Here is a 26244-nt window from a genome sequence, read left to right as displayed (position 1 = left end):
AGAAGGCCGCCCCCACACACCCGACAGCCGCCGCGACCGTCCCACGCCGGACGACACCCTCCCGCACCGGCGGACGCGGGGGCGGCCTTCTAGGGTGGCGCCCATGACGACCACCCGATACGCCGCGCTCCTGCGCGGCGTCAACGTCGGCGGCGCCAGGAAGGTCCCGATGGCCGACCTGCGCGCCCTCCTCGCCGACCTCGGCCACACCGAGGTGCGCACCCACCTCCAGTCCGGCAACGCCGTCTTCACCACCGGCCCCGGAGCGGACGAGGACACGCTCGCCGCCGAGATCGGGCAGGCCATGGCGGAACGCTTCGGCTTCCCCGTCGACTGCCTCGTGCGCGGCGCCCCGTACCTGCGGGCCGTCGTCGACGACTGCCCGTTCCCCGCCGACGCGCTGGAGGGCCGGCAGCTCCACGTCACCTACCTGGACGTCCCCGCGACCGCCGACCGCTTCGCCGCCGTCGACCCGACCGCCCACCTCCCCGAGGAGTACCGCCTCGGCGACCGCGCCCTGTACCTCTACACCCCCGACGGCCTCGGCCGGTCCGCCCTGGCCGACGCGCTCGCCCGCCCCGCCCTGCTGCGCGGCGTCACCGCCACCACCCGCAACTGGAACACCGTCCGCAAACTCGCCGAACTCACCGCGGAACCCGCCCCCTGAGCCTCGCTCGGAGCGTTCCGTCCCCTAGCCGACGGCCGCCAGCGGGCGGGCGGTCCGGGACTCGTCGTAGCGGTGCAGGAGCAGGCGGGCCAGCTCGGGGGACGGGCCGAGGACGTCGGCGAGGACGTCGGCCGCGGCCGCGCCCGCCGCGATCCGGTCCGGCAGGCGGCCGGGGGCGATCACGTAGGGGGCGACCGCCACCAGCCGTGCGCCCTCCGACCGCAGCGCCCGGACGGCGTCCTCGGTGCGGGGGAGGGATGCGGAGGCGAACGCGGGCCGCACGGCGCACCAACCGGCGCGCCGCAGCTCCCGCGCCGTTTCAGCGATCACCGCGTTCGCCTCCGGGTCGGTGGAGCCCGCCGAGGCCAGGACGACCCCGGTCGAGCCCTTGTCGGCGGGGGTGAGCCCCGCCTCGTACAGCCGGCGTTCCACCGCCGCGAGCAGCAGCGGTGACGGTCCGAGGACGGCGGCCTGCCGGATCCTCAGCGACGGCGGGGCCTGCCGCAGCACGGCCGGGACGTCGGCCTTGGCGTGGAAGGCCCGGGTCAGCAGGAGCGGCAACACCACGACGTCGCGGGCGCCCTCCGCCGCCAGCCGCTCCAGCACGGCCGGCACCGACGGGACGGTGAAGTCGAGGAACGCCGTCTCCACGCGTACGCCGGGGCGCAGCGCGGCCGCCTCCCGTACCAGGGCGTGGACGGTCGCGGCGTGCCGCGGGTCGCGGCTGCCGTGGGCGACGACGAGCAGGACGGGGGCGGCCGGCACGCGGATCAGCCCTTGGCCAGCAGGCCGCGGCGGCGCAGCACCGCGCGCTCCAGCGGGCTGAACACGAGCAGGTCGACGGCGATGCCGACGAGGAGGATCAGCAGGATCGCCAGGAAGATGCCGGGCATGTCGATGTTGTTGCGGCCGTTCTCCAGCAACTGGCCGAGCCCGAGGCCGAGGTCGGGGGAGGACGCGATGATCTCGGCGGCCATCAGGGAGCGCCAGGAGAACGCCCAGCCCTGCTTCAGGCCCGCCAGGTAGCCGGGCAGGGCGGCCGGCATGACGATGTGCCAGGCACCGCGCAGACCGGTCGCGCCGAGGGTCCGGCCGGCCCGCAGGAACAGCGGCGGCACCTGGTCCACGCCCGCGACGAGCCCGTTGGCGATCGACGGCACCGCGCCCAGCAGGATCACCGCGTACATCATCGAGTCGTTGAGACCCAGCCACAGGACGGCCGGCGCGACCCACGCCACCGACGGCAGCGACTGCAGGCCGGACAGGATCGGGCCGATCGCCGCGCGGACGAACCGCACCCGCGCCACCAGCAGCCCCAGCGGCGTACCGATCGCCAGAGCCATCAGGAAGCCGAGCAGCGCCCGGGAGACGCTGGTCCACAGCACGTCCAGCAGCGTGCCCTGCAGCCACATCGTGGCCAGGCTGTCCCAGACGGCGGCGGGCGCCGGGAGCTTGTACGCGTCGGTGACCTGAGCCCAGACGAGGGTCTGCCACACGGCCAGCACCAGGGCTACGGCGACGAGCGGCGGCAGGACCTTCCCGACCAGGACCTCCCGCACCGGTGTGCGGCGCACCTGCACCGCGTCGAGCGCGTCCAGGCCGGCTTCGAGCCCGGCGATGTCGTCCGCCTTGGCGGTGGCGCCGGTCGTCGTGTCAGTGCTGCCCATGGCGGCGGATCTCCCCACGCAGTTCTTCGGTGATCTCGACGGACAGCTCCGCCACGGCGGCGTCCTCGATGCGGCGCGGCTGGGGGATGTCGATGCGCCACTCGCGGGCGATCCGCCCCGGCCGCGAGGACAGCAGGACCACGCGCTCGGCCAGCCGCACCGCCTCGCGCACGTTGTGGGTGACGAACAGCACGGACAGCCGCGTCTCGCGCCAGATGCGCGTCAGCTCGTCGTGCAGGACGTCCCGGGTGATGGCGTCGAGCGCGGCGAACGGCTCGTCCATCAGGAGCAGGTCGCTGTCCTGGGCGAGCGCCCGCGCCAGCGCCACCCGCTGCCGCATGCCGCCGGACAGCTCGTGCACCCGCTTGCCGTACGAGCCGCGCAGCCGCACCAGCTCCAGCAGCCGTTCCGCCTCGCCGCGCCGCTCGCCCTTGGGCACGCCGCGCAGCCGCAGCGCCAGCTCGACGTTCTTGCCGGCGGTCAGCCAGGGGAAGAGCGCATGCTCCTGGAACATCAGGGACGGTCGGCCGCCGGGGGTCTCGATGGTCCCCGCGGTCGGCCGGTCGAGGCCCGCGACGAGGTTCAGCAGCGTGGACTTGCCGCAGCCGGAGGCCCCGAGGAGGGTGACGAACTCGCCGGGGGCCACGTCGAGCGAGATGTCGTCGAGCACGAGCTGCCGCCCGGTCGGTCCGGGGTAGGACTTCGAGACGTGCGCGATGCGGGCCGCGTGGGTCACCGCGACACGGTCCTCGGCCTTGGCGGCGAAGGTCGTGGCCATGGTCGTCACCTCCTGGGTACGGAACGGGGCTGGGGGCGGGTTACTTGACGCCGAGACCGGCGTCGGCGGCCGCGGGCCTGCCCGCGGCCGCGAGGACCTTGTTGAGCGGCCGGAGGTCGTAGATGCCCTTCAGCTCCGGCTGCTCGAGGAGGCCGGCGTTGACCGCGTGGTCCGCCTGCGCCCGCAGTGTCGCGGCGAGCGGGTCGTCGACGAACCGGATCGACGGCCACGCCGGGTCGATGACCTCGTTCCCGAGCGGCTTGCCGGTGAGCGCCTTCAGCTGGGCGTTGGCGGAGGCCTTCGCCTTCTCCGGGTTGGCGTTGATCCACGCGTTCGTCTTCACCGCGCCGCGCAGCACCGCCTCCACGACGTCCGGGTGCTCCTTGAGGAACCTCTGCGACACGATGATGTTCGTGATGACGAACTTCTTGTCCGGCCAGAGGGTCGACTCGTCGAGGAGTACTCTGGCGCCTTCGCTGACCAGCTTGGACGCGGTCGGCTCCGGGACCCAGGCGCCGTCGATGGACCCGGACTTGTAGGCGTCCGGGGCCACCTTGTTCTCGGTGCGGACCACGAACACGTCGCCCTTGCCGCTCTGGGCGTCGACCTTCCAGCCGCGTCCCTTGATCCAGTTGAGGAAGGCGACGTCCTGCGTGTTGCCGTGCTGCGGGGTGGCGATCCGCTTGCCCCTGAGGTCGTCCAATGTCTTGATCTTCGCCGGGTTCACGACCAGCTTCACGCCGCCGGACGCGGAACCCCCGACGATCCGCAGGTTCTTGCCCCCGGACTTCACGTAGCCGTTGATCGCGGGGGAGGGGCCGATGAAGCCGATGTCGATCGAGTCGGCGTTGAGCGCCTCGATCTCGGAGGGGCCCGCGTTGAAGGTCGACACCTTCAGCTCCGTGCCGCCCAGCTCCTTCTGGATGATGCCTTCCCGGTCGCCCACGAGGGCGGTGGCGTGGGTGAGGTTGGGGAAGTACCCGAGCCTCACCTTGTCCGCCGAGAGCTTCTCTCCCTCGGCCACCACCTTCTTCTCGTCACTGACGGCCTGGGAGCCGTAGCCGCAGGAGGCCAGCGCGCCGATCAGCAGCGGCAGGGCCGCGGCCAGGGCGGCGAGGCGGCGGCGCGAGGTGGTGCGTGAGGAAGGCACGGGTGGGTTTCCCTCTCGGGTCAGGTACTTCGGGATCTTCGTCGGCGGTGCGCGTCGCGGCGCGGGTGGGGCTGCGGAAGGGCGCGCGGCGTGCGCGCGGGCGTCAGCCGGCACATCGGGCGACTCCTCCGGTGCCCGCGCCGAGGGCGCCGCTGCCGACGCGGCCGCCCTCCTTCGCGAACGTCCCGTACGCGTCGGCCATCAGAAGTCCCAGCCGTCGTCGTCGGCGGGGGCGGCCGCGGCCTTCTCGGTGGCGAACGACTCGCCCGCCATGCCGGCCGCGAGCGTGGTGCCGTCCGCGGGGTCGATGAGGAGGAAGGACCCGGTGCGGCGCGAGTCGGCGTACGCGTCCAGCGCGAGCGGCTCGGCCGTGCGGACGCGGACGGTGCCGATGTCGTTGGCGACCAGCCGGCCGGGCTCCGGGTGCTGGGAGAGGTCGTCCAGGGTGAGCCGGGACGGGATCTCCTTGACGATCGCCTTCACCGTGCGGGTGGTGTGCTTCAGGAGCACCCGCTGGCCCACCGTCAGGGGCCGGTCGGCGACATGGCAGACGGTCGCCTCGACGTCCTGGCTGGTGGCCGGGGCGTCACCGGTGGGCACGATCAGGTCGCCGCGCGAGACGTCGATGTCGTCCTCCAGCAGGAGGGTGACCGACTGCGGCGTCCAGGCGACGTCCACCGCCTCGCCGAGCAGGTCGATGCCGGAGACCCGCGACGTGCGCCCCGAGGGCAGCACGGTGACCTCCTGGCCGACCCGGAACGTGCCGGCGGCGATCTGCCCGGCGTACCCCCGGTAGTCCGGGTGCTCCGGGGTCTGCGGGCGGATCACGTACTGCACGGGCAGCCGGGCGTGGCAGCCGGTCAGGTCGTGGCTGACGGGCACGGTCTCCAGGTGCTCCAGCACCGTCGGGCCGCCGTACCAGTCCATCGTCGCGGACGGCTCCACGACGTTGTCGCCGGCGAGCGCCGAGATGGGGATCGCCGTGACCTCCGGAACGCCCAGCTCGGTCGCGTACGCCGTGAAGTCCTCGGCGATCCGGGCGAACACCGCCTCCTCGTAGCCGACGAGGTCCATCTTGTTCACGGCGAGCACGACGTGCGGCACCCGCAGCAGCGCGGAGACGGCCGCGTGCCGGCGGGTCTGCTCGACGACGCCGTTGCGGGCGTCCACCAGGATCACGGTCAGCTCGGCCGTCGACGCGCCGGTGACCATGTTGCGGGTGTACTGCACGTGGCCGGGGGTGTCGGCGAGGATGAAGCGGCGCCTGGGGGTGGCGAAGTAGCGGTAGGCGACGTCGATGGTGATGCCCTGCTCGCGTTCGGCGCGCAGGCCGTCGGTGAGCAGCGCCAGGTCGGGTGCCTCCTGGCCGCGGGAGCGCGAGGCGTGCTCGACGGCCTCCAGCTGGTCGGTGAGGATCGACTTGGAGTCGTGCAGCAGCCGGCCCACCAGGGTGGACTTGCCGTCGTCGACGGAGCCCGCGGTGGCGAAGCGCAGCAGGGTGGTGGCCGAGAGCGGCTCGGCGGCGGTGGTGCTGGACATCTCTAGAAGTACCCTTCGCGCTTGCGGTCTTCCATCGCGGCCTCGGACAGCTTGTCGTCGGCGCGGGTGGCGCCCCGCTCGGTCAGCCGGGACGCGGCGATCTCGGCGATCACGTCCTGGAGCGTGGTGGCGTCGGAGTCGACGGCGCCGGTGCAGGACATGTCGCCGACCGTGCGGTAGCGGATCATCCGCTTCTGTACCGGCTCGGACTCCTTCGGTCCGCCCCACTCGCCGGCGGTCAGCCACATGCCGGAGCGGGAGAACACCTCCCGCTCGTGCGCGAAGTAGATCTCCGGGAGCTCGATGCCCTCGCGCTCGATGTACTGCCACACGTCCAGCTCGGTCCAGTTGGACAGCGGGAACACGCGCACGTGTTCGCCGGGCGCGTGCCGGCCGTTGTACAGCTGCCACAGCTCGGGCCGCTGCCGGCGCGGGTCCCACTGGGAGAACTCGTCGCGCAGGGAGAACACCCGCTCCTTGGCGCGGGCCTTCTCCTCGTCGCGCCGCCCGCCGCCGAACACCGCGTCGAAGCGGTGCTGCTGGATGGCCTCGGTCAGCGGCACGGTCTGGAGCGGGTTGCGGGTGCCGTCCGGCCGCTCGCGCAGGACACCGCGGTCGATGTAGTCCTGCACCGAGGCGACGTGCAGGCGCAGCCCGTGCTTCGCCACGGTCCGGTCGCGGTACTCGATGACCTCGGGGAAGTTGTGCCCGGTGTCGACGTGCAGCAGCGAGAACGGGACCGGGGCCGGGGCGAACGCCTTCAGCGCCAGGTGCAGCATGACGATGGAGTCCTTGCCGCCGGAGAAGAGGACCACCGGCCGTTCGAACTCACCCGCCACCTCGCGGAAGATGTGGACCGCCTCGGACTCCAGCGAGTCCAGGTGCGACAGCGCGAACGGGCTGTCGGTGTCTCCGTGGACGTGGGCGACCGTGGTCGTCATGCTGCATCCCCTTCGTGGGCTTCTCCGCCTGCGCGGCGCGGAGGTGCGGGCATCGCTGCTGTCTGCGGCTCAAAGGCCGCGCGCGCGTCGCTCACAGCAGTCCCCTCTCGGTGAGCAGCGCGTGGACCGCCGCGGCGGACTCCTGCACGCTCTGGTGCTGGGACTCGATCCGCAGGTCGGGGTCGTCGGGTGCCTCGTACGGGTCGTCGACGCCGGTCAGGCCGCTGATCTCGCCGGCGGCCTGCTTGGCGTACAGCCCCTTGACGTCCCGCTCCGAGCACACCTCCACCGGCGTGGCCACGTGCACCTCGACGTACGGGGTGCCCTCCGCCCGGTGGCGCTTGCGCACGGCCTCGCGGCTGTCGGCGTACGGGGCGATGACGGGCACGAGGACCTGCACGCCGTTCGACGCGAGCAGTTCGGCGACGAAGCCGATCCGCCGCACGTTGGTGTCCCGGTCCTCCCGCCCGAAGCCGAGGCCCGCCGACAGGAACTCGCGGATCTCGTCGCCGTCCAGGACCTCGACCCGACGGCCCTCGGCGCGCAGGCGCTCGGCCAGCGCGTGGGCGATCGTGGTCTTCCCGGCGCTCGGCAGCCCGGTGAGCCAGATGGTGGCCCCAGTCACGTTCTCTTCTCCCACAGTCGTCATCAGCCGTGCAGCCCGCACTCGGTCTTCGCCCGGCCCGCCCAGCGGCCGGCTCGCGCGTCCTCGCCCTGCGCCACGCGGCGGGTGCAGGGCGCGCAGCCGACGGAGGCGTAGCCGTCCATCAGCAGCGGGTTGGTCAGGACGCCGTGCTCGGCGACGTACGCGTCCACGTCGTCCTGCGTCCAGCGGGCGATCGGCGAGACCTTCACCTTGCGGCGCCTGGCGTCCCAGCCGACCACCGGCGTGTCCGCACGGGTCGCGGACTCGTCGCGGCGCAGGCCCGTCGCCCAGGCGTCGTACCCGGCGAGGCCCTCCTCCAGCGGCCGCACCTTGCGCAGCGCGCAGCACAGGTCGGGGTCGCGCTCGTACAGCCGCGGCCCGTGCTCGGCGTCCTGTTCGGCCACCGTCCGGCGCGGTGTCAGCGTGATGACGTTGACGTCCATCACGGCGTCGACCGCGTCGCGGGTGCCGATGGTCTCCGGGAAGTGGTAGCCGGTGTCCAGGAACACCACGTCGACGCCGGGGAAGGCGCGCGAGGCGAGGTGGGCGACGACCGCGTCCTCCATGGAGGAGGTGACGCAGAAGCGCTTGCCGAAGGTCTCGGCCGCCCAGGTCAGGATGGAGAGCGCCGGGGCGTCCTCCAGCTCGCGACCGGCCCGTTCGGCCAGCTCCCTGAGCTTGTCGTCGGTCTCCGTCAGGGTCACGTGGGGTCCCCTCCGCTGTCGTGGCGCCGCAGGCCCCGGGCCAGCAGGCCCAGGAACTTCAGCTGGAAAGCCCGGTTGCAGCCCGCGCACTCCCAGGCGCCGTGGCCCTGCTCGCCGGGGCGCAGGTCCTCGTCGCCGCAGTACGGGCAGTGGAAGGGCGCCGCTCGCTCGCTCACCGCGCCTCCCCGTCCCGCGGCCGTGCGCCGGCCGTGTGTGCGTGGTTCACGACAGGGCCTCCTCCGGCGCCCGCGCCGCCCAGGTCGCGAAGCGCTCGTCGGGCTCGCGCTCCGCCTGGTAGCGGGTGAGGACGCGCTCGATGTAGTCGGGCAGTTCGGCGGCGGTGACCTTCAGGCCGCGGACCTTGCGGCCGAAGCCGGCCTCCAGGCCGAGCGCGCCGCCCAGGTGCACCTGGTAGCCCTCGACCTGCCGGCCCTCGTCGTCCAGGACGAGCTGGCCCTTGAGGCCGATGTCCGCCACCTGGATGCGCGCGCAGGCGTTGGGGCAGCCGTTGATGTTGATGGTGATCGGCTGGTCGAACCGGGGGAGGCGGCGCTCCAGTTCGTCGATGAGGGACGAGCCGCGCGCCTTCGTCTCGACGATGGCGAGCTTGCAGAACTCGATGCCGGTGCAGGCCATGGTGCCGCGCCGGAACGGGGAGGGCTGCACCCGCAGGTCGAGCGCCTCCAGTGCGCCGACGAGCGACTCGACCCGGTCCTCCTCGACGTCGAGGACGATCATCTTCTGCTCGACCGTGGTGCGGACGCGGCCGGAGCCGTGGGCCTCCGCCACCTCGGCGATCTTCGTGAGGGTGGCGCCGTCGACGCGGCCGACGCGCGGGGCGAAGCCGACGTAGAAGCGGCCGTCCTGCTGCCGGTGGACGCCGACGTGGTCGCGCCACTGCTGCACGGGCTGGGCGGGGGCCGGGCCGTCGACCAGCTTGCGTCCGAGGTACTCGTCCTCCAGGACCTGGCGGAACCGCTCGGCGCCCCAGTCCGCGACGAGGAACTTCAGCCGGGCGCGGTTGCGCAGCCGCCGGTAGCCGTAGTCGCGGAAGATGGAGATGACGCCGGTGTAGACGTCCGGGACCTCGTCGAGCGGGACCCACGCGCCGAGCCGGACACCGATCTTCGGGTTGGTGGAGAGTCCGCCGCCGACCCACAGGTCGAAGCCGGGCCCGTGCTCGGGGTGCTCCACGCCGACGAAGGCGATGTCGTTGATCTCGTGTGCCACGTCGAGGAGCGGCGAGCCGGAGACCGCGGACTTGAACTTGCGGGGCAGGTTGGAGAAGTCCTTGTTGCCGATGATGCGGCGGTGGATCTCCTCGATGGCGGGGGTGCCGTCGATGATCTCGTCCTCGGCGATCCCGGCGACCGGCGAGCCGATGATGACGCGCGGGGTGTCGCCGCACGCCTCGGTCGTGGAGAGGCCCACGGCTTCGAGGCGGTTCCAGATCTCCGGCACGTCCTCGATCCGGATCCAGTGGTACTGGACGTTCTGCCGGTCGGTGATGTCGGCGGTGCCGCGGGCGAACTCCTGCGAGATCTCGCCGATGACGCGCAGCTGCCGGGTGGTCAGCCGGCCGCCGTCGATGCGCACCCGCAGCATGAAGTACTCGTCGTCCAGCTCCTCCGGTTCGAGGACGGCCGTCTTGCCGCCGTCGATCCCGGGCTTGCGCTGGGTGTAGAGGCCCCACCAGCGCATGCGGCCGCGCAGGTCGTTGGGGTCGATGGAGTCGAATCCGGCCTTCGAGTAGATCGTCTCAATGCGTGTCCGCACATTGAGACCGTCGTCGTCCTTCTTGAACTGCTCATTGCCGTTCAGGGGCGTGAAGTGGCCCCTGGCCCACTGGCCCTCGCCACGGTGGCGCCCCGGCTTGCGGCGGGGCGTGGCGGGTGCGGGCTGTTCGGGGGTGGCGGCCATGGCTATACGTCCTTCGGGACTGCAGGAGGGCGGCTCTGACCTGCGCAATGTCGCGCAGGCGGAGCGCCTGCGCGACATTGCGCGGTGGGTGCAGAAGAGTTCGGAAGATCGGGGGATCGCGGCGTCGCCGGGTCTCTCAGCTCGCCGGACACATGGCGCTGGACATGCGGCCGAGGTCGACGTGCCGCCGACTCACCAAGGCAGTTCCAGCTCGAGACATGACGGAAGCGTGGCATGGGACTTTGGACCCAGTCCACCTTTGTCCGCGATGTGGACCATACTGTCCCGGATCGTGGACACATGTGGTCCGGGTCACGTCAAACGCCCGGCGGGCCCGCCGCCGGCCGCCCCGCCGGGGTCATGCGTACGCGCCCGGCCAGGGACCCGGAGCCACGGCCGCGCCGGCCGGCTTCTCGGTGACGCGGGTGTCGTGGACGCGGAATCCCCGCCGACGGTAGTTGGCCAGGGCGTGCTCCCCGTCGAGCGAGCAGGTGTTCAGCCGCACGCGCCTCGTCGGCGGCCGCCCGGGCCAGCGGTCCGCGAGGTCCCAGGCGCGGGCGGTCCCGTACGACAGCAGGTGCCCGCCGATGCGGCGGCCCCGGAAGGCCGGGAGCAGGCCGAAGTACATGATCTCCACGACCCCGTCGTCCTGCGGGTCCAACTCGACGTACCCGGCGGGCGTCCCGCTCTCGTACGCCACCCAGGTCTCCACCCCCGGCCGCTCCAGGATCTCCCGCCACTGCGCGTGGGTCAGCCCCAGCCGGTCCACCCAGCAGACGTCACCGCCGACCGCGCTGTAGAGGAAGCGGCTGAACTCGGGCGAGGGCACCTCGGCCCGGACGACCGCGACGTCCCCGTCCGGCGCGGCGGCGGGCCGCAGGTCGTCGGGGGAGGTCTGCTCCAGGTACCAGGTGGTGACGGTGATGCTCATGGCCGCCAGGGAACCACGGAGCGCACGGCTCTGGCCAGCACCTTCCCTCCGTCCGCCGGCGTTCCGGTCCCCGGTCGGGGAGGGCGCGGGCCGGCCGGGTGTCCGGATCGTGGGACTCCGTCTCGCCCGGCCTCCCTCCCGACCCGTACGGCGGCCTCGGCGCCCGTGGCCGCCCCCCGTCCCGGGTACCGCGGCCGTCAGACCGCGCGGCCCGCCTCCGTGCCCGTGCCCGCCTCGTCGTCGGCGGCGTGGCGCGCGGCCACCACGGCGGGCGCCGTCGAGTGGGGCAGCAGGTCACGCGGGTCGGCCGGGGCGAGCACCTCCACCTCCACCTCGTCGCGGAACCGGTAGGGGCGGTGCGCCAGCACGCCGCCCAGCGTCCGCCGCACCCGCGACATCTCCGCCCGCACCGTCACCGTCCGGCCCCGGTCGCCGAAGACGTCCGCGGCCAGCTGCGCCGCCGTGCGCCCGTCCCGGTGGGAGGCGAGGACGTACAGCAGCTCCGCGTGCCGGGGCGACAGCTCCCGCTGCCAGGAGCCCACCGCGCCGGACACCCGCACCGTCCACTCCCGCGCCCGGCGCACGTCCAGCACCAGCCGAGTCACCGAGTCCGCCGCCGCGTCCGCGGTCCCGTCCAGGGGCCGTACGAGCCAGCCGCCCGGCAGCGGCTCGACGTCGCACTCGCCGAGCGCCGGCAGCCACACCCGGCCCCCGCCGAACGCGCCCGGCAGCGCCAGCCGGTCCACGGGCGCCATCCCCGTCACCGCCGCCGTCCAGCCGTGCGGGTCCACCGCGAGCGCCCTGCCGCCCACCCGGCACAGCAGCGGCGCGGCGACCGCCCGCAGCCGCGCCAGGCCCGCCAGGTGGCGGTTGCGCAGCTCGGCCTCGGCGAGGGCCGCGACCGAGCGCACCAGGAGCAGCATCGCCGGGTGCATCGTGGGCACCGGGCCGCTGACGTCGACCACGCCCATCAGCCGGCCGTCCCGGGGGTCCGTGATCGGGGCCCCCGCGCACGTCCACGGGTGGTGCGTCGCGACGAAGTGCTCGGCGGAGTGCACCTGCACCGGGCGGCGCACCACGAGGGCCGTCCCGACGCCGTTCGTGCCGACCGTCGACTCGCGCCAGTCGGCGCCCGGTTGGAAACCGTGCCCGTCCGCCATCCGCAGCACCGATCCGTGGCCCTCCCGCCACAGCACCCGCCCCTCGGCGTCGGCGACCACCATGATGTGCCGCGCCGGGTCGGCGGCCGACCCCGGAGCCGCCATGAGGCCCTCGCGGAGTACGGGCAGCAGCTCCCCGAGCGTCGTGCCGTTGCGCCGCGCCTCCAGCTCACCGGCCGGCAGCAGCCCCGAGCGGCGGTCCCGGTCGGGGTCGACGCCGCCGCGCAGCATCCGCTCCCACGAGGCCCGTATCTCGGCGCGCGCCGCCAGTGGGGCGCGGCCGCCGTGCAGCGCGGCGTCCCTGATGTCGTGGAGCAGCAGCGTCGCCGCACGCGCGTCCATCGCGGCGAGCCGCGCCATGTCGACTGTGGCGTTCCGCACCGGCCCCTCCCCGTCGCCGTCCGGCCCCGTCGCCGTCCGCGTCCCATCATCCCCCGCCGGCGCGCCGGGCCCGACCGGTTCCGCACAGATCGCGCCACCGGCTGCAACCCCCTGCAACCCTCGCGCCGTACCGCCCGCGCGTACGACAGTGGGCGCGTACCGGTCTCCGGTACGCGACGGGATGGTGCCGTGTCGGCGCAGCACCATCCCGGCCGCGCTCCCGGGCGCGGGACGCCGCACCGCGTCCCGCGCCCGTCGGCTTTCCGGGCGGCCCGCCCCCGGCGGGCCGCCCGGCGCGCGTCGCTACACCTCCGCGCGGGCCCGGTCCACGACCGCGCCCAGGTCCAGGGTGTGCGGCAGGGTCCCGAAGGCCCTCCCCCAGTCGCCGCCGAGCCGCGACCCGCAGAAGGCGTCCGCGACCTCCGGCGGCGCCCACCGCACCAGCAGGGACCCCTGGAGGACCAGGGCCAGCCGCTCCACCAGCCGCCGGGCCCGCGCCTCGGCGCCCTCCAGGTCGGCCAGTTCGGTCAGCAGGCCCTTGATCGCCGCGTCCAGCCGGTGGTCCGCGCCGCGCGCCCGGCCGATCTCCCGCAGGTAGGCGTCGAGGGCGCCCGGCTCGCGCCGCAGCGCCCGCAGCACGTCCAGCGCCTGGACGTTCCCCGACCCCTCCCAGATGGAGTTGAGCGGCGACTCGCGCAGCAGCCGCGGCATGCCGGACTCCTCCACGTAGCCGTTGCCGCCCAGGCACTCCAGGGCCTCCGCCACGGTCGGCGTGCACCGCTTGGTGACCCAGTACTTCGCGGCCGGCACCACCAGCCGCAGCAGCGCCCGCTCCGACTCCGCGCCACCCGCCCCGGAACCCTCCGCTCCCGTGGCGCCGGACTCCACGGCGTCGTACGCCGCCGCGAGCCGCATGCCGAGGACGGTCGCGGCCTCCGACTCCAGCGCCAGGTCCGCGAGGACGTTGCGCATCAGCGGCTTGTCGGCGAGCGGCCCGCCGAACGCGTGGCGGTACGTGGTGTGGTGCACGGCCTGCGCCACGGCCTGGCGCATCAGGGCGGCCGAGCCGAGCACGCAGTCCAGCCGGGTGGCGGCCACCATCTCGATGATGGTCCGCACCCCGCGCCCCTCCTCGCCGACGCGGCGCGCCCACGTCCCGTCGAACTCCACCTCGGCGGAGGCGTTCGACCGGTTGCCCAGCTTGTCCTTCAGCCGCTGGATGCGGAACACGTTCCGCGTGCCGTCCGCCAGCACCCGCGGCACGAGGAAGCAGGTCAGCCCGCCCGGCGCCTGGGCGAGCACGAGGAAGCCGTCCGACATGGGCGCGGAGCAGAACCACTTGTGGCCCGTGAGGAGGTACTCGCCCCCCGCGTCCAGGGGCACGGCGGCGGTGGTGTTGGCCCGGACGTCGCTGCCGCCCTGCTTCTCGGTCATGCCCATCCCGAAGAGCACGCCGCCCTTCTCGGCGGGCGGCCGCAGCTCCTCGCCGTCGTACACCCGCGAGGTCAGCCGCGGCTCCCACTCGGCCGCCAGCTCCGGGTCGGTGCGCAGGGCGGGGACGGCGGCGTGGGTCATCGACAGCGGGCAGCCGTGCCCCGCCTCGGTCTGCGACCACACCAGGAACCCGGCCGCGCGCCGCACGTGCCCGCCCGGCCGGACCCAGGCGCCGGTCAGCCCGGACGTCACGGCGTGGCCGAGGAGCCGGTGCCACGCCGGGTGGAAGTCGACCTCGTCGACCCGGTGGCCGTACCGGTCGTGGGTGCGCAGCCGCGGCGGGTACTCGTTGGCGAGCGCGCCCCAGGACTGGGCCTGCGCCGAGCCGGCGCTGGTGCCGAGCAGGGACAGCTCACCGCGGGCCTCCTCGCGCAGTTCGGGCGGAAGGTGTCGCTCCACGGCTTCGGTCAGCGCCCGGTCGGCGGTGAAGACGTCGTACCCGACCAGGGGCGGGGGCTGGTTGGTCACGGTGTGGGTGGTGGCTGCCATGCGGATACGGTAAAGAGGTGCAGGCAGCGAAGGAAACACCCGAGCCGGCCGGGGGGTCCGCCGGAAGTGCCGGCCCCGCGGGACCGAGCGCGTCCAGGGGCCGGCTCCAGCGGGCCAGGGTCCTCTACCGCAACGTCTCGAAGCGCAAGCTGGCCTGGCTCCTCCTGAAGGACACCGTCAACTCGTGCATCGAGTACCGGATCCTGGGGCTCGCCGCCGAGGCCGCGTTCTTCACCCTGCTGTCCCTGCCGCCGCTGATGCTCGGCCTGCTCGGCCTGCTCGGCTACATCGACGAGTGGACCAACACCACCACCGTCGCCTCCATCGAGGGGAACATCCTCGGCGCGGTCGGGACCGTCCTGTCGGACCGGGGCGTCAACGACATCGCCAAGCCGCTCCTGGAGGACGTCACCCAGGGCGGCAGGCCCGACGTCATCTCCATCGGCTTCGCGATAGCGCTGTGGTCCGGGTCGCGGGCGGTGAACGTCTTCATCGACACCATCACCGTCATGTACGGACTCGACGGCCATCGCGGCATCGTCGCCACCCGGCTGCTCGCCTTCCTCCTCTACCTCGTCGCGCTCCTGATCGGGGCGGTGGTCCTCCCGCTGGCGGTCGTCGGCCCCGACCGGGTGGTCGAGCTGGTGCCGTGGGGCACGGAGGTGGTCTCCGTCCTGTACTGGCCGGTCATGATCCTGCTGTCCGTGGCCTTCCTGACGACCCTGTACCACGTGTCCGTGCCGGTCAGGTCGCCGTGGATCGAGGACGTGCCGGGGGCGCTCGTGGCTTTCGTCATGTGGGTGCTGGGCAGCTTCCTGCTCCGCATCTACCTGACGAGCCAGGTGGAGGGGCCCACCATCTACGGCTCCCTCTCCACGCCCATCGCCGTGCTGCTGTGGATCGGCATCTCGGCCTTCGCGGTCCTGGTCGGGGCGGCCGTCAACGCCGCCATCGACCGGGTGTGGCCGTCCGTCGCCACGGCGGCCGCCCGCGCCGAGAACGAGCGGGTACGTGCCGCAGAGGCAGCCGCGCTGCTCGCCCGGGCCCGGGCCGCCGAGCAGGACCGGGACCCCGACGACCCGGACATGCCGTCGGAGTTCCCGGAGCGCTGGTCGCGCTTCCTCCCACCGGACGACGTGAAGGCGCGCCTGCAATGGGAGAAGGCGGAGAAGGAGCGGCAGCCCAAGGACAGGACGGCGGCGGGGGACAAGCAGGCGAAGGCCGGACAGGCGAAGGACAGGCCGCCGGAGGACAAGCTGCCCAAGGGGGAGCTGCCGGCCGGCGCGCCGGTGCTGCGCGCGTCCGCCGGACGGCCGCCGACGATCGGCCGCTCCCGGCCCGACGCCGGCCGCCCGGCCCGCGACGGCGCCCCCGACCGCGCCCGCGACGAGCGCCACGGGGACCCGAGCGGCGGCCCGGCCGGCCCGCGGGGGCCGCGCTGAACGGCGTGTACCGGGAGCGCCCCGCCCGGCTGGACGGCGCCGTCGTGTGGACCGTGACCGGGGGCCGGCCGCCCGGGGCGGCCGCGCCCGTACTGCCCGACGGCTGCATGGACCTGCTGTGGAACGACGGTCGGCTGCTCGTCGCCGGCCCGGACACGCGCGCCCACGCCCCCGGCGGCGGGGGCGCCGCCTGGGCGGGGGTGCGGTTCGCGCCCGGCGACGCGCCCGCCCTGCTCGGCGTCCCGGCGCGCGTCCTGCGCGACCGGCGCGCGGACCTGGCCGACCTGTGGCCCGCCGGCCGCGTCCGCGCACTGACCGCGCGGGTGGCGCGCGCCGCCGGCACGGACCCGGCCGGCGCGCTGGAGGAGGCGGCCGTGGCCCTCGCCGCCGAAGCGCCCCGCCCCGACCCGCTGCTGCGGGCCGTCGCGGCCGCCCTGGGCGCCGGGCGGAGCGTGGCGGCGACCGCCGACGCGGCGGGCCTCGGCCCCCGCGCGCTGCACCGCCGTTCGCTCGACGCCTTCGGGTACGGCCCGAAGACCCTGGCGCGGATCCTGCGGCTGCGCCGGGCGCTGCGGCTGATCGACGCCGGCACGCCGTACGCGGTGGTCGCGGCGGCCGCCGGGTACGCCGACCAGCCGCACCTGGTCCGCGAGGTGCGCGCCCTGACCGGGATGACCCCGTCCGCCTACGCGGCGTCGGCGAACAGCTCCACGTCGCGCCCGTCCGGGTCGAGCACCACCGCGTAGCGCTGCCCCCACACGGCGTCCCACGGCCGGAGCCGACCGCGGTACCCGGCGGCCACCAGCTCCGCGTACACCGCGTCCACCTCCTGCGGATCGGAACAGCGGAACGCGAGCGCGATCCGGTCGCCCGCGGTGACCCGGGGCCGGTCGGGGTCGTGGGAGCGGACCGCCTCCTCGGTGTCCCACAGGACGCGCAGGCCGCCCGGCAGGGCCGCCTCCGCGTGCGGGGCGGAGTCGGCGTCCTCCGGCACGGCCAGGCCGAGGCGGCGGTAGAAGGCGAGGGTCGCGGCCATGTCGGAGACGACGAGGCCGACCGCGTCGAGACGGGGTGTGGGAGTCATGCCCGCAGCCTAGGAAGGCCGGGGCGGCCCCGTCTTGCACGGATCGGACACGGCGGCGGACAGTGCCCCGGGGCACGGGACCGTCGCGAACCGGGGCACGGACCCGCCCCGCGCCCCGGGCGCCCGGCGGGTCAGACGCGCTCGGCCACCAGCACGCAGCTCGGCCCGTACTGCCATACCGGGCCCGCCGCGCCGAAGCCGGCCTTGTGCAGGAGCTCCACGTGCCGCTGGAGCGTGAGCCCGTTGTCACCGCCCGCGCCCGGACCGCGCCGGGCGCGCTCGGCCAGCGGTCCGGCCAGTTCCGGCGCGGACCGCGCGGCCGCCCACCAGCCCCCCCAGTCCTCGTGCGCGTCCGCGCCGTGCCGCTCGGCGTGGCGGCGCCCCACCACGTCGGCCAGCGCCGCCACCGCCGGGTCCTCCTGGAACAGGTGGTCGCCGTTGACGAGCACCCCGCCGGGCCGCAGCGACCGGCACACCTGCTCGTACACCGACAGCAGCGCCGGCTCCGGCAGGTAGTGCAGCGCCGTCGCCGACACCACCGCGTCCAACGGCCGGCCCAGCCGCAGGGAGGCCAGCCAGCCGGGCGCCCCGATCCGCACGTCGGCGAACCGCACCGACGCGCCGTGGTGCGCCCGGCCCAGCGCCAGCAGCAGCGGATCGGCGTCCACGCCGACGACCTCCGCGTGCGGCAGCCGACCCGCCAGCCGGGCCGCGAGCGAGCCGGGGCCGCAGCCCAGGTCGGCGACGAGCGGGCGGGGCACCGCCGCGGTCGCCGCCTCCACCACGTCGGCGATCACCGTGAAGCGGGCCTCACGGTCACACGCGTACCGCTGCTGCTGCAGCTCCCATCGGCGGATCCACTCGCCCGCCCGCTCGGCCGTCAGCCGTCGCGTCATCAACCCTCGGGACATCCTGCCCTCGTGCTCCCTTGCTTTCCGTGTGCTACCGCCGCCCGCCGCCCGGCCGGTCCCCGGCCAGCGTGGACAGCACCCCGAGGAGGCGGTCGACCTCCTCGGGCGTGTTGTAGACGTGCAGGCTGACCCGTACCGAGCTCTCGCTCTCGCCGGCCCGCGCCTGGCACAGCCCGTCGGCCCGCACCAGCAGCCCGTGCGCGGCCAGGACGAACCCCACGTCGTTGGCGCCGACGCTCCGGTGCCGGAAGGTCACCAGGCCCTGGCGCCGCTGCACCGCCGAGTCCGCCGACAGACTGAGCGGGCAGCCCAGCACCTCGTACGCGTCGAGGCGGGCGAGCCCGTCGGTGAGCCGCACCCCCAGCCCGACCGTCCACTCCTCGATCCGCGCGGGGCCCGCCGCGTCCAGCCAGTCCAGGGCGGCCCGCAGGCTGACGATCCCGGCGGTGTTCGGCGTGCCCTGCCAGCCCCCCGGCCGGAACGCGCCGCCCCGCCGGCCGCGCGCCCACACCACGCCCGTCCCCGGCAGCGCCATCGCCTTGTGCCCGGAGAACACGACGAAGTCGACGTCCAGGGCGCCCAGGTCCAGCGGCAGGTGGCCGACGCTCTGCGCCGCGTCCAGGCAGAGGGGCACGTCCGGGCCGACCACCTCCCGCACCCGGTGGACGTTCATGTCGGCGCCGTACACGTGGTGCACGTGCGTGACCGCCACGAACCGGAGCCGGTCCCCGGCCAGCCGGGCGAGCGCCTCCAGGTCGTAGTCGCGCGAGTCCCGCTGGTACGGCATGGGGTGGACGGTGATCCGCACGCCGCGCTCGGCGAGCAGGTCCCGCGCCTCCAGCCACGGCAGGTGGTTCGCCTCGTGGTCGGCGAACGGCACGACGATCTCGTCGCCGTCCGTCAGCTCCCGCACCAGCCAGTCCTGGGCGACCGTCCGCAGCCCCTCCGTCGTCCCGCCGGTGAACCACACCGACGACCGGTCGGGGTCCGGGTCGCCCAGGAACGCCTTGACGCGCTCGCGGGTCTCCTCGATGAGCGCCGTGGTGCGGTTGGCCCAGGTGTACGTGCCCCGCCCGGCGTTGGCGTTGCACCCGGTCAGGTACGCCTGCACCGCGTCCAGGACCGCCCTGGGCTTCTGCGCCGTCGCCGCGCTGTCCAGATACGCGAGACCGGGGTGCCCCGTGATGATCGGGAACTGCTCGCGCAGCGGCCGCTGCCACTCGCGCAGCCCCGCCGACGGCCCCGCCGACGGCCCCGCCGGCGGCGGGTCGTGCGGCAGCCGTGACGTCGTGGTGTACATGTCGGCCCCCTCCCTTCAGTCCCGGACCATCGGCGCGCCCGCGTCCCGCCAGGCGATGACGCCACCCGCCAGGCTGCGCACGTCCCGGTGGCCCATGCGGGCCAGCAGCGCCGCGTACGTCACCGACTGCTCCCCGACCGGGCAGACCAGCAGCACCGGCTGCGACCGGCCGAACGGCAACCCGCCGTGCAGCAGTTCCTCGAACAGCTCGTCGACGATGTTGACCGACCCCTCGATGTGGAGCGCGGCGAACGCGAACGCCCCGCGCAGGTCGACGACGACCGGCCGCTCGGTCGCGATCCACGCCCGCGCCTCCTCGACGCCGATGACGTGGACCTCCGCCAGCTCCCGCGGGGTCACCGAGGCGGGGGAGTTGGGGCGGGGCGGGCGCCGCAGCAGCTCGGGCCTGCGCCGGCGCACGTAGCTCATGTAGCTCTCCACCCGGTCGCACACGACGAAGACGGCCGTCCGCCGTCCGCCGCCGGCCTGGCCGGTGTCCCGCTCCCGCAGGTACCGCACGGCGCCGTGGTACGCGGCCCCGCCGGTCGGCCCGCCGAGGATGCCGCAGCGGCGCACCAGCGTGAGCATGCCGTCGATGGCCTCGTCGGCGCTGACCGCCTCCAGGGCGTCGTAGGTGTCGGGGTCGAACAGGCCGACCTCGTGCACCTCGTCGATGTTGCGGATGCCGGGGACGAAGTCGCCCTTCTGCGCGACGAGGCCGAGGACGGAGACGGCCGGGTCGTGGGCGCGCAGGGCGCGGGCGGCGCCGGTGGACGATCCGGCGGTGCCGACGCAGGCGACGAAGAAGTCGGGGGCGACGCCGCCCAGGTCCTTGATGATCTCGGGGCCGGTGCCGGCGGCGTGCGCCTCGGCGTTGGCCGGGTTGTAGTACTGGTCGGTGTGCAGGTACTCGCCGTCGTCCTCGGTGAGCATGCGGTGGATGCGGGTCAGCGGGTCCTCTGTCGCCGTCGGGTCGAGGCACTCGGCCTGCCCGGGCAGCTCCTCGATCTCGGCCCCGAGGAGCAGCAGCAGGTCCTTGATCTCGGGGACCTTCATCCGGTTGGTGACGCTGCGGAAGGGCAGCCCGTGCATGCCGGCGATCACGGCGAGCGCCTTGGCCGTGTTGCCGCTGGACAGCTCCACCACGGTCCGCCCCTCGCGCCGGGCCTCCTCCAGGTGGGGCCGGGCCATCCGCCACGCGGCCCGGTCCTTGACCGAGCCGAACGGGTTGAGCATCTCCAGCTTGGCGTACAGGTCGATGTGGCGCAGTCCGTGGACCTCGGGGTCGATGCGCACGAGCGGCGTGTCCCCGATGGCGTCGGTGATGCGGTCGTACCTCATTCGTCGTCCCCCGCGGTGAGGTGGGGCCAGTACTCCTCGTCGAGGCACCAGTGCCAGGGGCCGGCGTCGCCGTCGCGGTACACGGCGACCTTGCGGGCGACAGGCTGGTGCAGGGCGTGGTCGGCGGTGAAGTCCATGAAGTAGCCGGCCGTGTTGGCGAACGCGAGCAGGTCGCCGGGGCGCGGCTCCCCCGGCAGGAACACCAGGCGGCGGCTGATCAGGTCGGACTCCAGGCACAGGTTGCCCAGGAGGTACACGCCGACGGGGCCGTCCCCGCCGGGCCCCCGGGCCGCCGCCCCGGCCGGTACGAGGACGGGGTCGACGAGCAGCCCGTGGTCCTCCAGGCCGATGTCGCGGGCGTTCGCGGCGAGCCGTACGAGCCGCTCCCCGTCGGCGGTGACCCGCACCTCCACCACCCGGGCGAGGGTGATCCCGCACTGGTCGGTGAGGGCGCGGCCGGGTTCGGTGTGCAGGTCGTAGAGGTTCTCCAGCAGCAGGGTGGCCAGCGGCCGGCCCAGCGACGGGGCGGTCAGCGCGAGGAGTTCGTCGAGGTAGCGGGGGCCCGCGACGGGCCGGTGGCCGGGGTAGACGCCGAGGGCGCCGCGCAGGGTGCCGTTCTCGCCGCGCAGCCCGTAGCCGTGGCCCTCCCAGGTGAGGGGGGCGCGCCGGCCGAGGAGGGCGCGGGTCAGTTCGGTGGTGTACCGCTCCCACTGGGCGCCGTCGGCGAGGTAGTCGGCGCCGAACCCGCCGCCGATGTCGACGGCGCGGGGCCGCAGCCCGCGCCGGCGGCTCTCGTCCAGCACCCGCAGGCAGCCGTCGAGCGCGGCGGCCTTCTCGGCCGGGGCCATGGTGTCCAGGTGGTAGGAGACGCCCGTGAACTCCACGCTGTCGCGGTGCTTCTCGACCAGGTCGAGCAGGGCGTCGGCCTCGGTGGCCGGGGTGCCGAAGCGGCTGCGCCGGGTGAGCACGCGGGTCCCCGTCGAGGCGAACTCCGAGAGCCTCGGCAGGACCGGTACCCGGGGCAGCCCGAAGCGCTCCACCAGCGCGGCGAGCGCGGTCAGTTCGGCGGGCGAGTCGACCGCGACGGTGACGCCGGTGCGGGCCGCGAGCCAGAGGAAGTCGGGGTCCTTGGGGCCCGTCGCGACGATCCGGTCCGGGGTGAGGCCGCCGGCGAGGGCGTGCTGGAGCTCGCCGAGCGAGGCGACGTCGATCCCGGTGCCGGGGCCGGTCGCGGCGAGTCGGCGTACCAGGGCGCTCGACCGGTTGGCCTTGTGCGCGTAGCAGATCCGCCCGGTGAGCCGGTGGCGGGCGTACACCTCGCGGAAGGCGCGGACGTTGTCGGCGATCTGGTCCGGCAGGAGCACGTTGAGGGGCGAGCCCAGGGCGGTCACGAGGGGGTGGAGGAAGGCGGGGGAGTCCAGCAGCGCCGCCGGCCGCGACTCCAGTCGTGGTGCGAGATACAGCGGTTCGCTCATGCGGGTCTGGTCCTGGTCCTCTCGAAGGGGCTGGTGGTCTGCTCGAAGGGACTGCTCGAGTGGACTGTTTCGAAGGGACTGAGCAGGTGACTGCTGTGCTGGGCCGAGTGTGGCCGGACGGCGTGCGCAGGACGAGCATGCCATCACATGACAATGGTTGTCATAAGCATCGCGGCGCCAGGTCACGGATCCCCCGCAAACGAAAGGTGTGGCTCCGCTGGTCGGCTGCGGTGCGCGGATCACGTGCCTCGGCCCCCCCGCCCGGCCCGCCGCCCCCCGGGTCCACCGATCGCGTCAACCATCGGGCGTATGAACGAATCGACAGGGTGCCGCCGAACGCCGCACCCGGATACGGCGGAAGGCGGGCGCCGTGGTACGTCGATCTCCGTACGCGACGTGCGACGCGCCGGCCCGGGAGGGACGGTCGGCCGGTCGGCGGGCGCGTCCCGGCGGGTGCGGCTCCCGAAAAAGGGTTGGCGCTGCCCGGAGCCCCGTCGCTAGCGTGTCCCCCGACATACGGACGAGAGGGAGGTGAGGACATTGATGACTGTCCCCGCACCGGGCCTGACCCGGATCCAGAGCATCGACACTCCCGCTCCCGTGGCCTCCGGCTGACCGACCTTCCTTCCGCACGCGCCGACGAGCGCGTGCCCGCCGGGGCCACCCTCGCGAAGGGCACCCCTTGTCTTCCTCGTCCACCACCACCCCGTCCACCCTCCTCCGCTCCTACGGCTGGGACACCGGCTGGGAGGCGGAGTTCGCGCCGTACGCCGAGCGCGGGCTGCTGCCCGGCCGGGTCGTCCGCGTCGACCGCGGCCAGTGCGACGTGGTCACCGCGGAGGGCGTCGTGCGGGCCGACACGGCCTTCGTGACACCGCACGACCCCCTCCGCGTCGTCTGCACCGGCGACTGGGCCGCGGTCGACCCGGCGGGCGGCATCCCCCGCTACGTACGGGCGTACCTGCCGCGCCGGACCGCCTTCGTGCGGTCCACCTCCTCCAAGCGGTCCGACGGCCAGATCCTGGCGGCCAACGTCGACCACGCGATCGTCGCGGTCTCCCTCGCCGCCGAGCTCGACCTCGGCCGGGTCGAGCGGTTCCTCGCGCTCGCCTGGGAGTCCGGCGCCCAGCCGCTCGTCGTCCTCACCAAGGCCGACCTCGTCCCCGACGCCGCGGGTCTCGCCCATCTCGTCCACGACGTCGAGACCAGCTCCCCCGGCGTACCGGTCCTGACCGTCAGCGCCGCCACCGGCGAGGGCGTCGAGGCACTGCGCGACCTCGTCGCGGACGGGACGAGCGTGCTGCTCGGTGTCTCCGGCACCGGCAAGTCGACCCTCGCCAACACCCTGCTCGGCACGGACGCCATGGCCGTGCAGGCGATCCGGGACGTCGACGGCAAGGGCCGCCACACCACCACCACGCGCAACCTCCTCGCCCTCCCGGGCGGCGGGGTGCTCATCGACACGCCGGGCCTGCGGGGTGTCGGGCTGTGGGACGCCGGTACGGGCGTCGGGCAGGTCTTCTCGGAGATCGAGGAACTGGCGGCGTCCTGCCGGTTCCACGACTGCGCCCACGGCGCGGAGCCCGGCTGCGCGGTCACCGCCGCCGTCGAGGACGGCACGCTGCCCGAGCGGCGCCTGGAGAGCTACCGCAAGCTGCTCCGGGAGAACCAGTACATCGTCGCCAAGACCGACGCCCGGGTCCGGGCGGAGCTGCGGCGCGACTGGAAGCGCAAGGGCGCCGAGGGGCGGGCCGCCCTCCAGGTGAAGCGCGGCGGCCGGCTCCTCTGACGGGGGCGCCGGGCCGGGTCGGGCGGTCCGCCCGACCCGGCCCTGCCGCCGCAGGGGGCGGAGGCGATCCGGCGGCGGAGGCGCGGGCCACCGCGCAGGCAACAGGTGGCCGGGGTGCGGGCCGCCCGCCCGGCCCGCACCCCGGCCCGTCAGGTGCCGAACAGCACGCCCAGCCAGGCCGCGACGACCAGCAGGCACGCGTACAGCTCCACCAGCACGCTCGCGCCGATCGCCCGCATGACCAGCCGCGTCGCCGCCACCGCCCGCCGGTGGCCGCCGTGCCGCCGCCGCGCCGCCAGGTAGATCCCGCCGACGTACCCCGGCACCCCGCCGACCACCGGGACCAGCACGAACCCCAGCAGCGCGCCCGCGCCCGCGTAGACGACCATCCGCCGGGTGACCCCCACCCCCCGCAGCCGCCGGGGCGGCAACCGCCCCACCGCGACGTGCGTGGCCAGCATCAGCACCGTCGACGCGGCGAACAGCCACCAGGCCGCCGCCGTCGCCACCTGCAGCGACCACCACGCCACCCCGGCCCACACCAGCCAGGACCCGGCGATGCCCGGCGCCAGCACGCCCACCAGGCCGAGCAGCAGCACCAGAGCGACCAGGAGCTGCTGCCACACACCCATCCTTCCAGCCTGCCGGACGGGTCGGACCCGTGCAGTCCAGGCTGCCGGGTAGGGCCCGCCAGTGCGGTCAGCCCGCCGGTACGGGCCCGTCGGCGCAGGTCAGCGCGTGACCCACCCGCGTTCGTAGGCGTGCCAGCCCAGCTGGAGCCGGGTCGTCACACCCGCCAGCTCCATCAGCCCCTTCACCCGCCGCTGCACCGTCCGCAGGCCCAGGTCGAGCTGCTTGGCCACGCTCGCGTCCGTCATGCCGGCCAGCAGCAGCGAGAGCACCTCCAGGTCGGTCGCGTCGGGGCCCGGCGACGACGCCGGCACCGGCGCGTCCCGCCCCGCGCCGAGCCGCAGCGGCACCGCCTCGCGCCACACCGCCTCGAACAGCCCCATCAGCGACTCCAGCAGCCCGCTGGCGTGCACCACCAGCGCCGCGGGCTCCGCCCCCCGGCCCGTCAGCGGCACCATCGCCAGCGACCGGTCGGCGACCACCAGCTTCGTGGGCACCCGGTCCACCACGCGCACGCGCTCGCCGCGGCCCAGCGCCGAGGTCAGCTCCGCCACCCCGGCGGGCCGCTCCAGGACCTCCCGCTCCACCACCACCCGGTAGGCCACACCCCGGTCGGCGGCGCGCTCCTCCGCGTCGTTCTCCGCCCCCGTCACCACCACCGGACGGCCCGTGACCAGCGCGCACACCTCCTGCGCCGCCCCCAGCTGCAACTGGAGGAACCGGTGCGCCACCGCGCTCGCGCCCGTGACCACCTCGACCAGGTCGTGCACCGCCGGCTCGGCTGCCTCCGCGCGGTACTCCTCCGCCAGCAGCGCCGCCGCCAGCTCCGCCCGCTCCAGCTCGTGCCGCTGCTGCGTCAGCAGCGCCCCCAGCGCCACCGCGGGCGGCGCAGCGACCCACCGGCCGCTGCGGTACGACGACTGCGCGGCCAGGCCCTGCGCCTCCAGCCGCCGCAGGGTCCGCTCCGTCTCCGGCTCCGGCAGCGCCAGCCGGTGCGCCAGGTCCCGCACCTCCGCCGCGCCGAGCGCGACCAGCTCCCGGTACGCGGACTCCTGACGTTCGTCGAGCCCTATCGCCCCCAGCACCCGAACCCACCCTCCCGCTCCGCCCGTGGCGGGAAGCGGCCACGGCGCAAACCCGCCGCGCCCATCATTCCCACACCACCCGTCACTCTGCCAAGGTGGCGGCACCGCGGGCATCCGCAGGAGCGTGGTCCGCGCGTACGGCGTCGTGCCGCGCGACTCCGCGCACGACGGGCGCCGGCCACGCGGGCCCGCCGGGGGGCCTCCCGTATTGGGGAGGGAGGGCGCCCCGGCGGGCCCTTCGCGTTCGTCCTCCCTTTTTCGGTGGAGCACCGTTTTCGGACGGGCCCCGCTGTCGACAATGAAGGACATGAATCCTCAGGGGGACAGGCCCGCCGCGGACGACGACTGGTGGGAACGGCTGTACGCCGCCCCGGCCCCGGACACGGCCGCCGCGCCGGACGCGGGCCCCGGCGGTTCGGGCGACAGCGGGTCGGGCGACAGCGTCGACGACCGGTACCACTCCGCCACCGACGCGCTCGCCCCACCGCCGGACGCCCAGCGGTCGCCCCGCTCCCAGCCCCCGCCCTCGCGCCCTCCCGCCGACGACGCGCCGGCCAGGCCCCCCGCGCCGCCCCGGCAGCCCGCCGAACCGCCCCGCCGCAACGGCACCACCGCACCCGCCCCGCCGACGAAACCCGCCCCGGCGGCCGCCGCGCCCCCCCCCCCCCCCCCCCCCCCCACCCCCCCCCCCCCCCCCCCCCCCCCCCCCCCCCCCCCCGC

Annotated in this window: 26 protein-coding genes; 4 read left to right on the top strand and 22 right to left on the bottom strand. The window is 74.8% G+C overall.

Annotation, left to right across the window (positions count from 1 at the left end; genetic code table 11):
- Positions 1 to 103: 103 nt before the first annotated feature.
- Positions 104 to 667: a DUF1697 domain-containing protein gene (locus LPA54_RS31680; protein ID WP_228984221.1), complete on the top strand. Its 564-nt coding sequence runs from the start codon at positions 104 to 106 to the stop codon at positions 665 to 667.
- 24 nt (positions 668 to 691) lie between these two features.
- On the opposite strand, the gene LPA54_RS31675 is transcribed toward LPA54_RS31680, so the two are convergent.
- The 14 genes from LPA54_RS31675 to LPA54_RS31615 all read right to left on the bottom strand — a co-directional run bounded on the left by LPA54_RS31675 (position 692) and on the right by LPA54_RS31615 (position 14467).
- Positions 692 to 1432, bottom strand: a complete 741-nt coding sequence (locus tag LPA54_RS31675; RefSeq protein ID WP_228984220.1) for a sirohydrochlorin chelatase — start codon at positions 1430 to 1432, stop codon at positions 692 to 694.
- 5 nt (positions 1433 to 1437) lie between these two features.
- Entirely contained in the window at positions 1438 to 2334 is an 897-nt protein-coding gene (locus tag LPA54_RS31670; protein WP_228984219.1) for an ABC transporter permease, read from the bottom strand.
- Positions 2321 to 3112, bottom strand: a complete 792-nt coding sequence (locus tag LPA54_RS31665) for an ABC transporter ATP-binding protein (protein WP_228984218.1) — start codon at positions 3110 to 3112, stop codon at positions 2321 to 2323. Before LPA54_RS31665 ends, LPA54_RS31670 begins: the two co-directional genes overlap by 14 nt.
- 40 nt (positions 3113 to 3152) lie before the next feature.
- Entirely contained in the window at positions 3153 to 4262 is a 1110-nt protein-coding gene (locus LPA54_RS31660; protein WP_228984217.1) for an aliphatic sulfonate ABC transporter substrate-binding protein, read from the bottom strand.
- A 201-nt stretch (positions 4263 to 4463) separates the two neighbouring features.
- Complete coding sequence (locus LPA54_RS31655; RefSeq protein ID WP_228984216.1) at positions 4464 to 5801, bottom strand: sulfate adenylyltransferase subunit 1; 1338 nt, start codon at positions 5799 to 5801, stop codon at positions 4464 to 4466.
- Positions 5802 to 5803: 2 nt separating this feature from the next.
- Complete coding sequence (cysD, locus tag LPA54_RS31650) at positions 5804 to 6742, bottom strand: sulfate adenylyltransferase subunit CysD (protein WP_228984215.1); 939 nt, start codon at positions 6740 to 6742, stop codon at positions 5804 to 5806.
- 91 nt (positions 6743 to 6833) lie between these two features.
- The gene (gene cysC, locus LPA54_RS31645) at positions 6834 to 7391 is read right to left on the bottom strand and encodes an adenylyl-sulfate kinase (RefSeq protein WP_228984214.1); all 558 of its coding nucleotides are present in this window, start codon (positions 7389 to 7391) and stop codon (positions 6834 to 6836) included.
- Positions 7391 to 8092, bottom strand: a complete 702-nt coding sequence (locus tag LPA54_RS31640) for a phosphoadenylyl-sulfate reductase (protein WP_228984213.1) — start codon at positions 8090 to 8092, stop codon at positions 7391 to 7393. The genes cysC and LPA54_RS31640 overlap by 1 nt, the downstream gene beginning before the upstream one ends.
- Complete coding sequence (locus LPA54_RS31635) at positions 8089 to 8268, bottom strand: hypothetical protein (RefSeq protein WP_228984212.1); 180 nt, start codon at positions 8266 to 8268, stop codon at positions 8089 to 8091. The genes LPA54_RS31640 and LPA54_RS31635 overlap by 4 nt, the downstream gene beginning before the upstream one ends.
- 46 nt (positions 8269 to 8314) lie before the next feature.
- Entirely contained in the window at positions 8315 to 10012 is a 1698-nt protein-coding gene (locus tag LPA54_RS31630) for a nitrite/sulfite reductase (RefSeq protein ID WP_228984211.1), read from the bottom strand.
- 136 nt (positions 10013 to 10148) lie between these two features.
- Positions 10149 to 10232 (bottom strand): putative leader peptide, encoded by an 84-nt coding sequence (locus tag LPA54_RS43055; RefSeq protein WP_318657890.1) that lies wholly within the window; start codon positions 10230 to 10232, stop codon positions 10149 to 10151.
- 138 nt (positions 10233 to 10370) lie between these two features.
- Complete coding sequence (locus LPA54_RS31625) at positions 10371 to 10943, bottom strand: GNAT family N-acetyltransferase (RefSeq protein WP_228984210.1); 573 nt, start codon at positions 10941 to 10943, stop codon at positions 10371 to 10373.
- 197 nt (positions 10944 to 11140) lie between these two features.
- Positions 11141 to 12484: a helix-turn-helix domain-containing protein gene (locus LPA54_RS31620; RefSeq protein WP_228984209.1), complete on the bottom strand. Its 1344-nt coding sequence runs from the start codon at positions 12482 to 12484 to the stop codon at positions 11141 to 11143.
- Between the two features lie 303 nt (positions 12485 to 12787).
- The gene (locus tag LPA54_RS31615) at positions 12788 to 14467 is read right to left on the bottom strand and encodes an acyl-CoA dehydrogenase family protein (RefSeq protein ID WP_228984208.1); all 1680 of its coding nucleotides are present in this window, start codon (positions 14465 to 14467) and stop codon (positions 12788 to 12790) included.
- A gap of 149 nt (positions 14468 to 14616) precedes the next feature.
- Between LPA54_RS31615 and LPA54_RS31610 the strand changes: the two genes are divergently transcribed.
- A complete protein-coding gene (locus tag LPA54_RS31610) occupies positions 14617 to 15909 on the top strand; it encodes a YihY/virulence factor BrkB family protein (protein WP_228984222.1) in 1293 nt (430 codons plus the stop codon).
- A 5-nt stretch (positions 15910 to 15914) separates the two neighbouring features.
- Positions 15915 to 16655, top strand: coding sequence for a helix-turn-helix domain-containing protein (locus tag LPA54_RS31605; protein WP_228984207.1), 741 nt, complete (start codon positions 15915 to 15917; stop codon positions 16653 to 16655).
- Here the strand turns inward: LPA54_RS31605 and LPA54_RS31600 are convergent.
- From LPA54_RS31600 to LPA54_RS31580, 5 genes are all read right to left on the bottom strand, one after another.
- A complete protein-coding gene (locus LPA54_RS31600) occupies positions 16595 to 16993 on the bottom strand; it encodes a VOC family protein (protein WP_228984206.1) in 399 nt (132 codons plus the stop codon). The two genes, LPA54_RS31605 and LPA54_RS31600, sit on opposite strands and share 61 nt — an antisense overlap.
- Positions 16994 to 17124: 131 nt before the next feature.
- Positions 17125 to 17889 (bottom strand): trans-aconitate 2-methyltransferase, encoded by a 765-nt coding sequence (locus tag LPA54_RS31595; protein ID WP_228984205.1) that lies wholly within the window; start codon positions 17887 to 17889, stop codon positions 17125 to 17127.
- A gap of 46 nt (positions 17890 to 17935) precedes the next feature.
- On the bottom strand, positions 17936 to 19204 hold the full coding sequence (locus LPA54_RS31590) for an aminotransferase class V-fold PLP-dependent enzyme (protein ID WP_228984204.1): 1269 nt from the start codon (positions 19202 to 19204) through the stop codon (positions 17936 to 17938).
- A 15-nt stretch (positions 19205 to 19219) separates the two neighbouring features.
- Positions 19220 to 20545: a pyridoxal-phosphate dependent enzyme gene (locus LPA54_RS31585; protein ID WP_228984203.1), complete on the bottom strand. Its 1326-nt coding sequence runs from the start codon at positions 20543 to 20545 to the stop codon at positions 19220 to 19222.
- Positions 20542 to 22020 carry an alanine racemase gene (locus LPA54_RS31580; protein ID WP_228984202.1) on the bottom strand — a complete coding sequence of 493 codons (1479 nt, stop codon included), beginning with the start codon at positions 22018 to 22020 and terminating at the stop codon, positions 20542 to 20544. Before LPA54_RS31580 ends, LPA54_RS31585 begins: the two co-directional genes overlap by 4 nt.
- A gap of 682 nt (positions 22021 to 22702) precedes the next feature.
- Here LPA54_RS31580 and rsgA point away from each other — a divergent pair.
- Positions 22703 to 23809: a ribosome small subunit-dependent GTPase A gene (gene rsgA, locus LPA54_RS31575; RefSeq protein WP_228984201.1), complete on the top strand. Its 1107-nt coding sequence runs from the start codon at positions 22703 to 22705 to the stop codon at positions 23807 to 23809.
- 149 nt (positions 23810 to 23958) lie between these two features.
- On the opposite strand, the gene LPA54_RS31570 is transcribed toward rsgA, so the two are convergent.
- The 3 genes from LPA54_RS31570 to LPA54_RS31560 all read right to left on the bottom strand — a co-directional run bounded on the left by LPA54_RS31570 (position 23959) and on the right by LPA54_RS31560 (position 26133).
- Positions 23959 to 24441 (bottom strand): DUF456 domain-containing protein, encoded by a 483-nt coding sequence (locus LPA54_RS31570; RefSeq protein ID WP_228984200.1) that lies wholly within the window; start codon positions 24439 to 24441, stop codon positions 23959 to 23961.
- Positions 24442 to 24540: 99 nt separating this feature from the next.
- A complete protein-coding gene (locus tag LPA54_RS31565) occupies positions 24541 to 25524 on the bottom strand; it encodes a helix-turn-helix domain-containing protein (RefSeq protein WP_228984199.1) in 984 nt (327 codons plus the stop codon).
- Between the two features lie 315 nt (positions 25525 to 25839).
- A complete protein-coding gene (locus LPA54_RS31560) occupies positions 25840 to 26133 on the bottom strand; it encodes a hypothetical protein (RefSeq protein WP_228984223.1) in 294 nt (97 codons plus the stop codon).
- Positions 26134 to 26244: the final 111 nt, after the last annotated feature.

The organism is Streptomyces sp. DH12 (genome assembly GCF_020873895.1).
Classification (GTDB): Bacteria; Actinomycetota; Actinomycetes; order Streptomycetales; family Streptomycetaceae; genus Streptomyces.
Note: the sequence above shows the minus strand (reverse complement) of the source record. Positions and strands in the feature narration are given on the sequence as shown.

Excerpts from the sequence above, each read along its gene's own strand:
- LPA54_RS31680 (WP_228984221.1), top strand. The coding sequence starts at position 104 with ATGACGACCACCCGATACGCCGCGCTCCTGCGCGGCGTCAACGTCGGC.
- LPA54_RS31595 (WP_228984205.1), bottom strand. The coding sequence starts at position 17,889 with ATGACGCGACGGCTGACGGCCGAGCGGGCGGGCGAGTGGATCCGCCGA.
- LPA54_RS31665 (WP_228984218.1), bottom strand. The coding sequence starts at position 3,112 with ATGGCCACGACCTTCGCCGCCAAGGCCGAGGACCGTGTCGCGGTGACC.
- LPA54_RS31630 (WP_228984211.1), bottom strand. The coding sequence starts at position 10,012 with ATGGCCGCCACCCCCGAACAGCCCGCACCCGCCACGCCCCGCCGCAAG.
- cysD (WP_228984215.1), bottom strand. The coding sequence starts at position 6,742 with ATGACGACCACGGTCGCCCACGTCCACGGAGACACCGACAGCCCGTTC.
- LPA54_RS31600 (WP_228984206.1), bottom strand. The coding sequence starts at position 16,993 with ATGACTCCCACACCCCGTCTCGACGCGGTCGGCCTCGTCGTCTCCGAC.
- LPA54_RS31670 (WP_228984219.1), bottom strand. The coding sequence starts at position 2,334 with ATGGGCAGCACTGACACGACGACCGGCGCCACCGCCAAGGCGGACGAC.
- LPA54_RS31585 (WP_228984203.1), bottom strand. The coding sequence starts at position 20,545 with ATGAGGTACGACCGCATCACCGACGCCATCGGGGACACGCCGCTCGTG.
- LPA54_RS31590 (WP_228984204.1), bottom strand. The coding sequence starts at position 19,204 with ATGTACACCACGACGTCACGGCTGCCGCACGACCCGCCGCCGGCGGGG.
- LPA54_RS31625 (WP_228984210.1), bottom strand. The coding sequence starts at position 10,943 with ATGAGCATCACCGTCACCACCTGGTACCTGGAGCAGACCTCCCCCGAC.
- LPA54_RS31580 (WP_228984202.1), bottom strand. The coding sequence starts at position 22,020 with ATGAGCGAACCGCTGTATCTCGCACCACGACTGGAGTCGCGGCCGGCG.
- cysC (WP_228984214.1), bottom strand. The coding sequence starts at position 7,391 with ATGACGACTGTGGGAGAAGAGAACGTGACTGGGGCCACCATCTGGCTC.
- LPA54_RS31655 (WP_228984216.1), bottom strand. The coding sequence starts at position 5,801 with ATGTCCAGCACCACCGCCGCCGAGCCGCTCTCGGCCACCACCCTGCTG.
- LPA54_RS31615 (WP_228984208.1), bottom strand. The coding sequence starts at position 14,467 with ATGGCAGCCACCACCCACACCGTGACCAACCAGCCCCCGCCCCTGGTC.
- LPA54_RS43055 (WP_318657890.1), bottom strand. The coding sequence starts at position 10,232 with ATGTCTCGAGCTGGAACTGCCTTGGTGAGTCGGCGGCACGTCGACCTC.
- LPA54_RS31570 (WP_228984200.1), bottom strand. The coding sequence starts at position 24,441 with ATGGGTGTGTGGCAGCAGCTCCTGGTCGCTCTGGTGCTGCTGCTCGGC.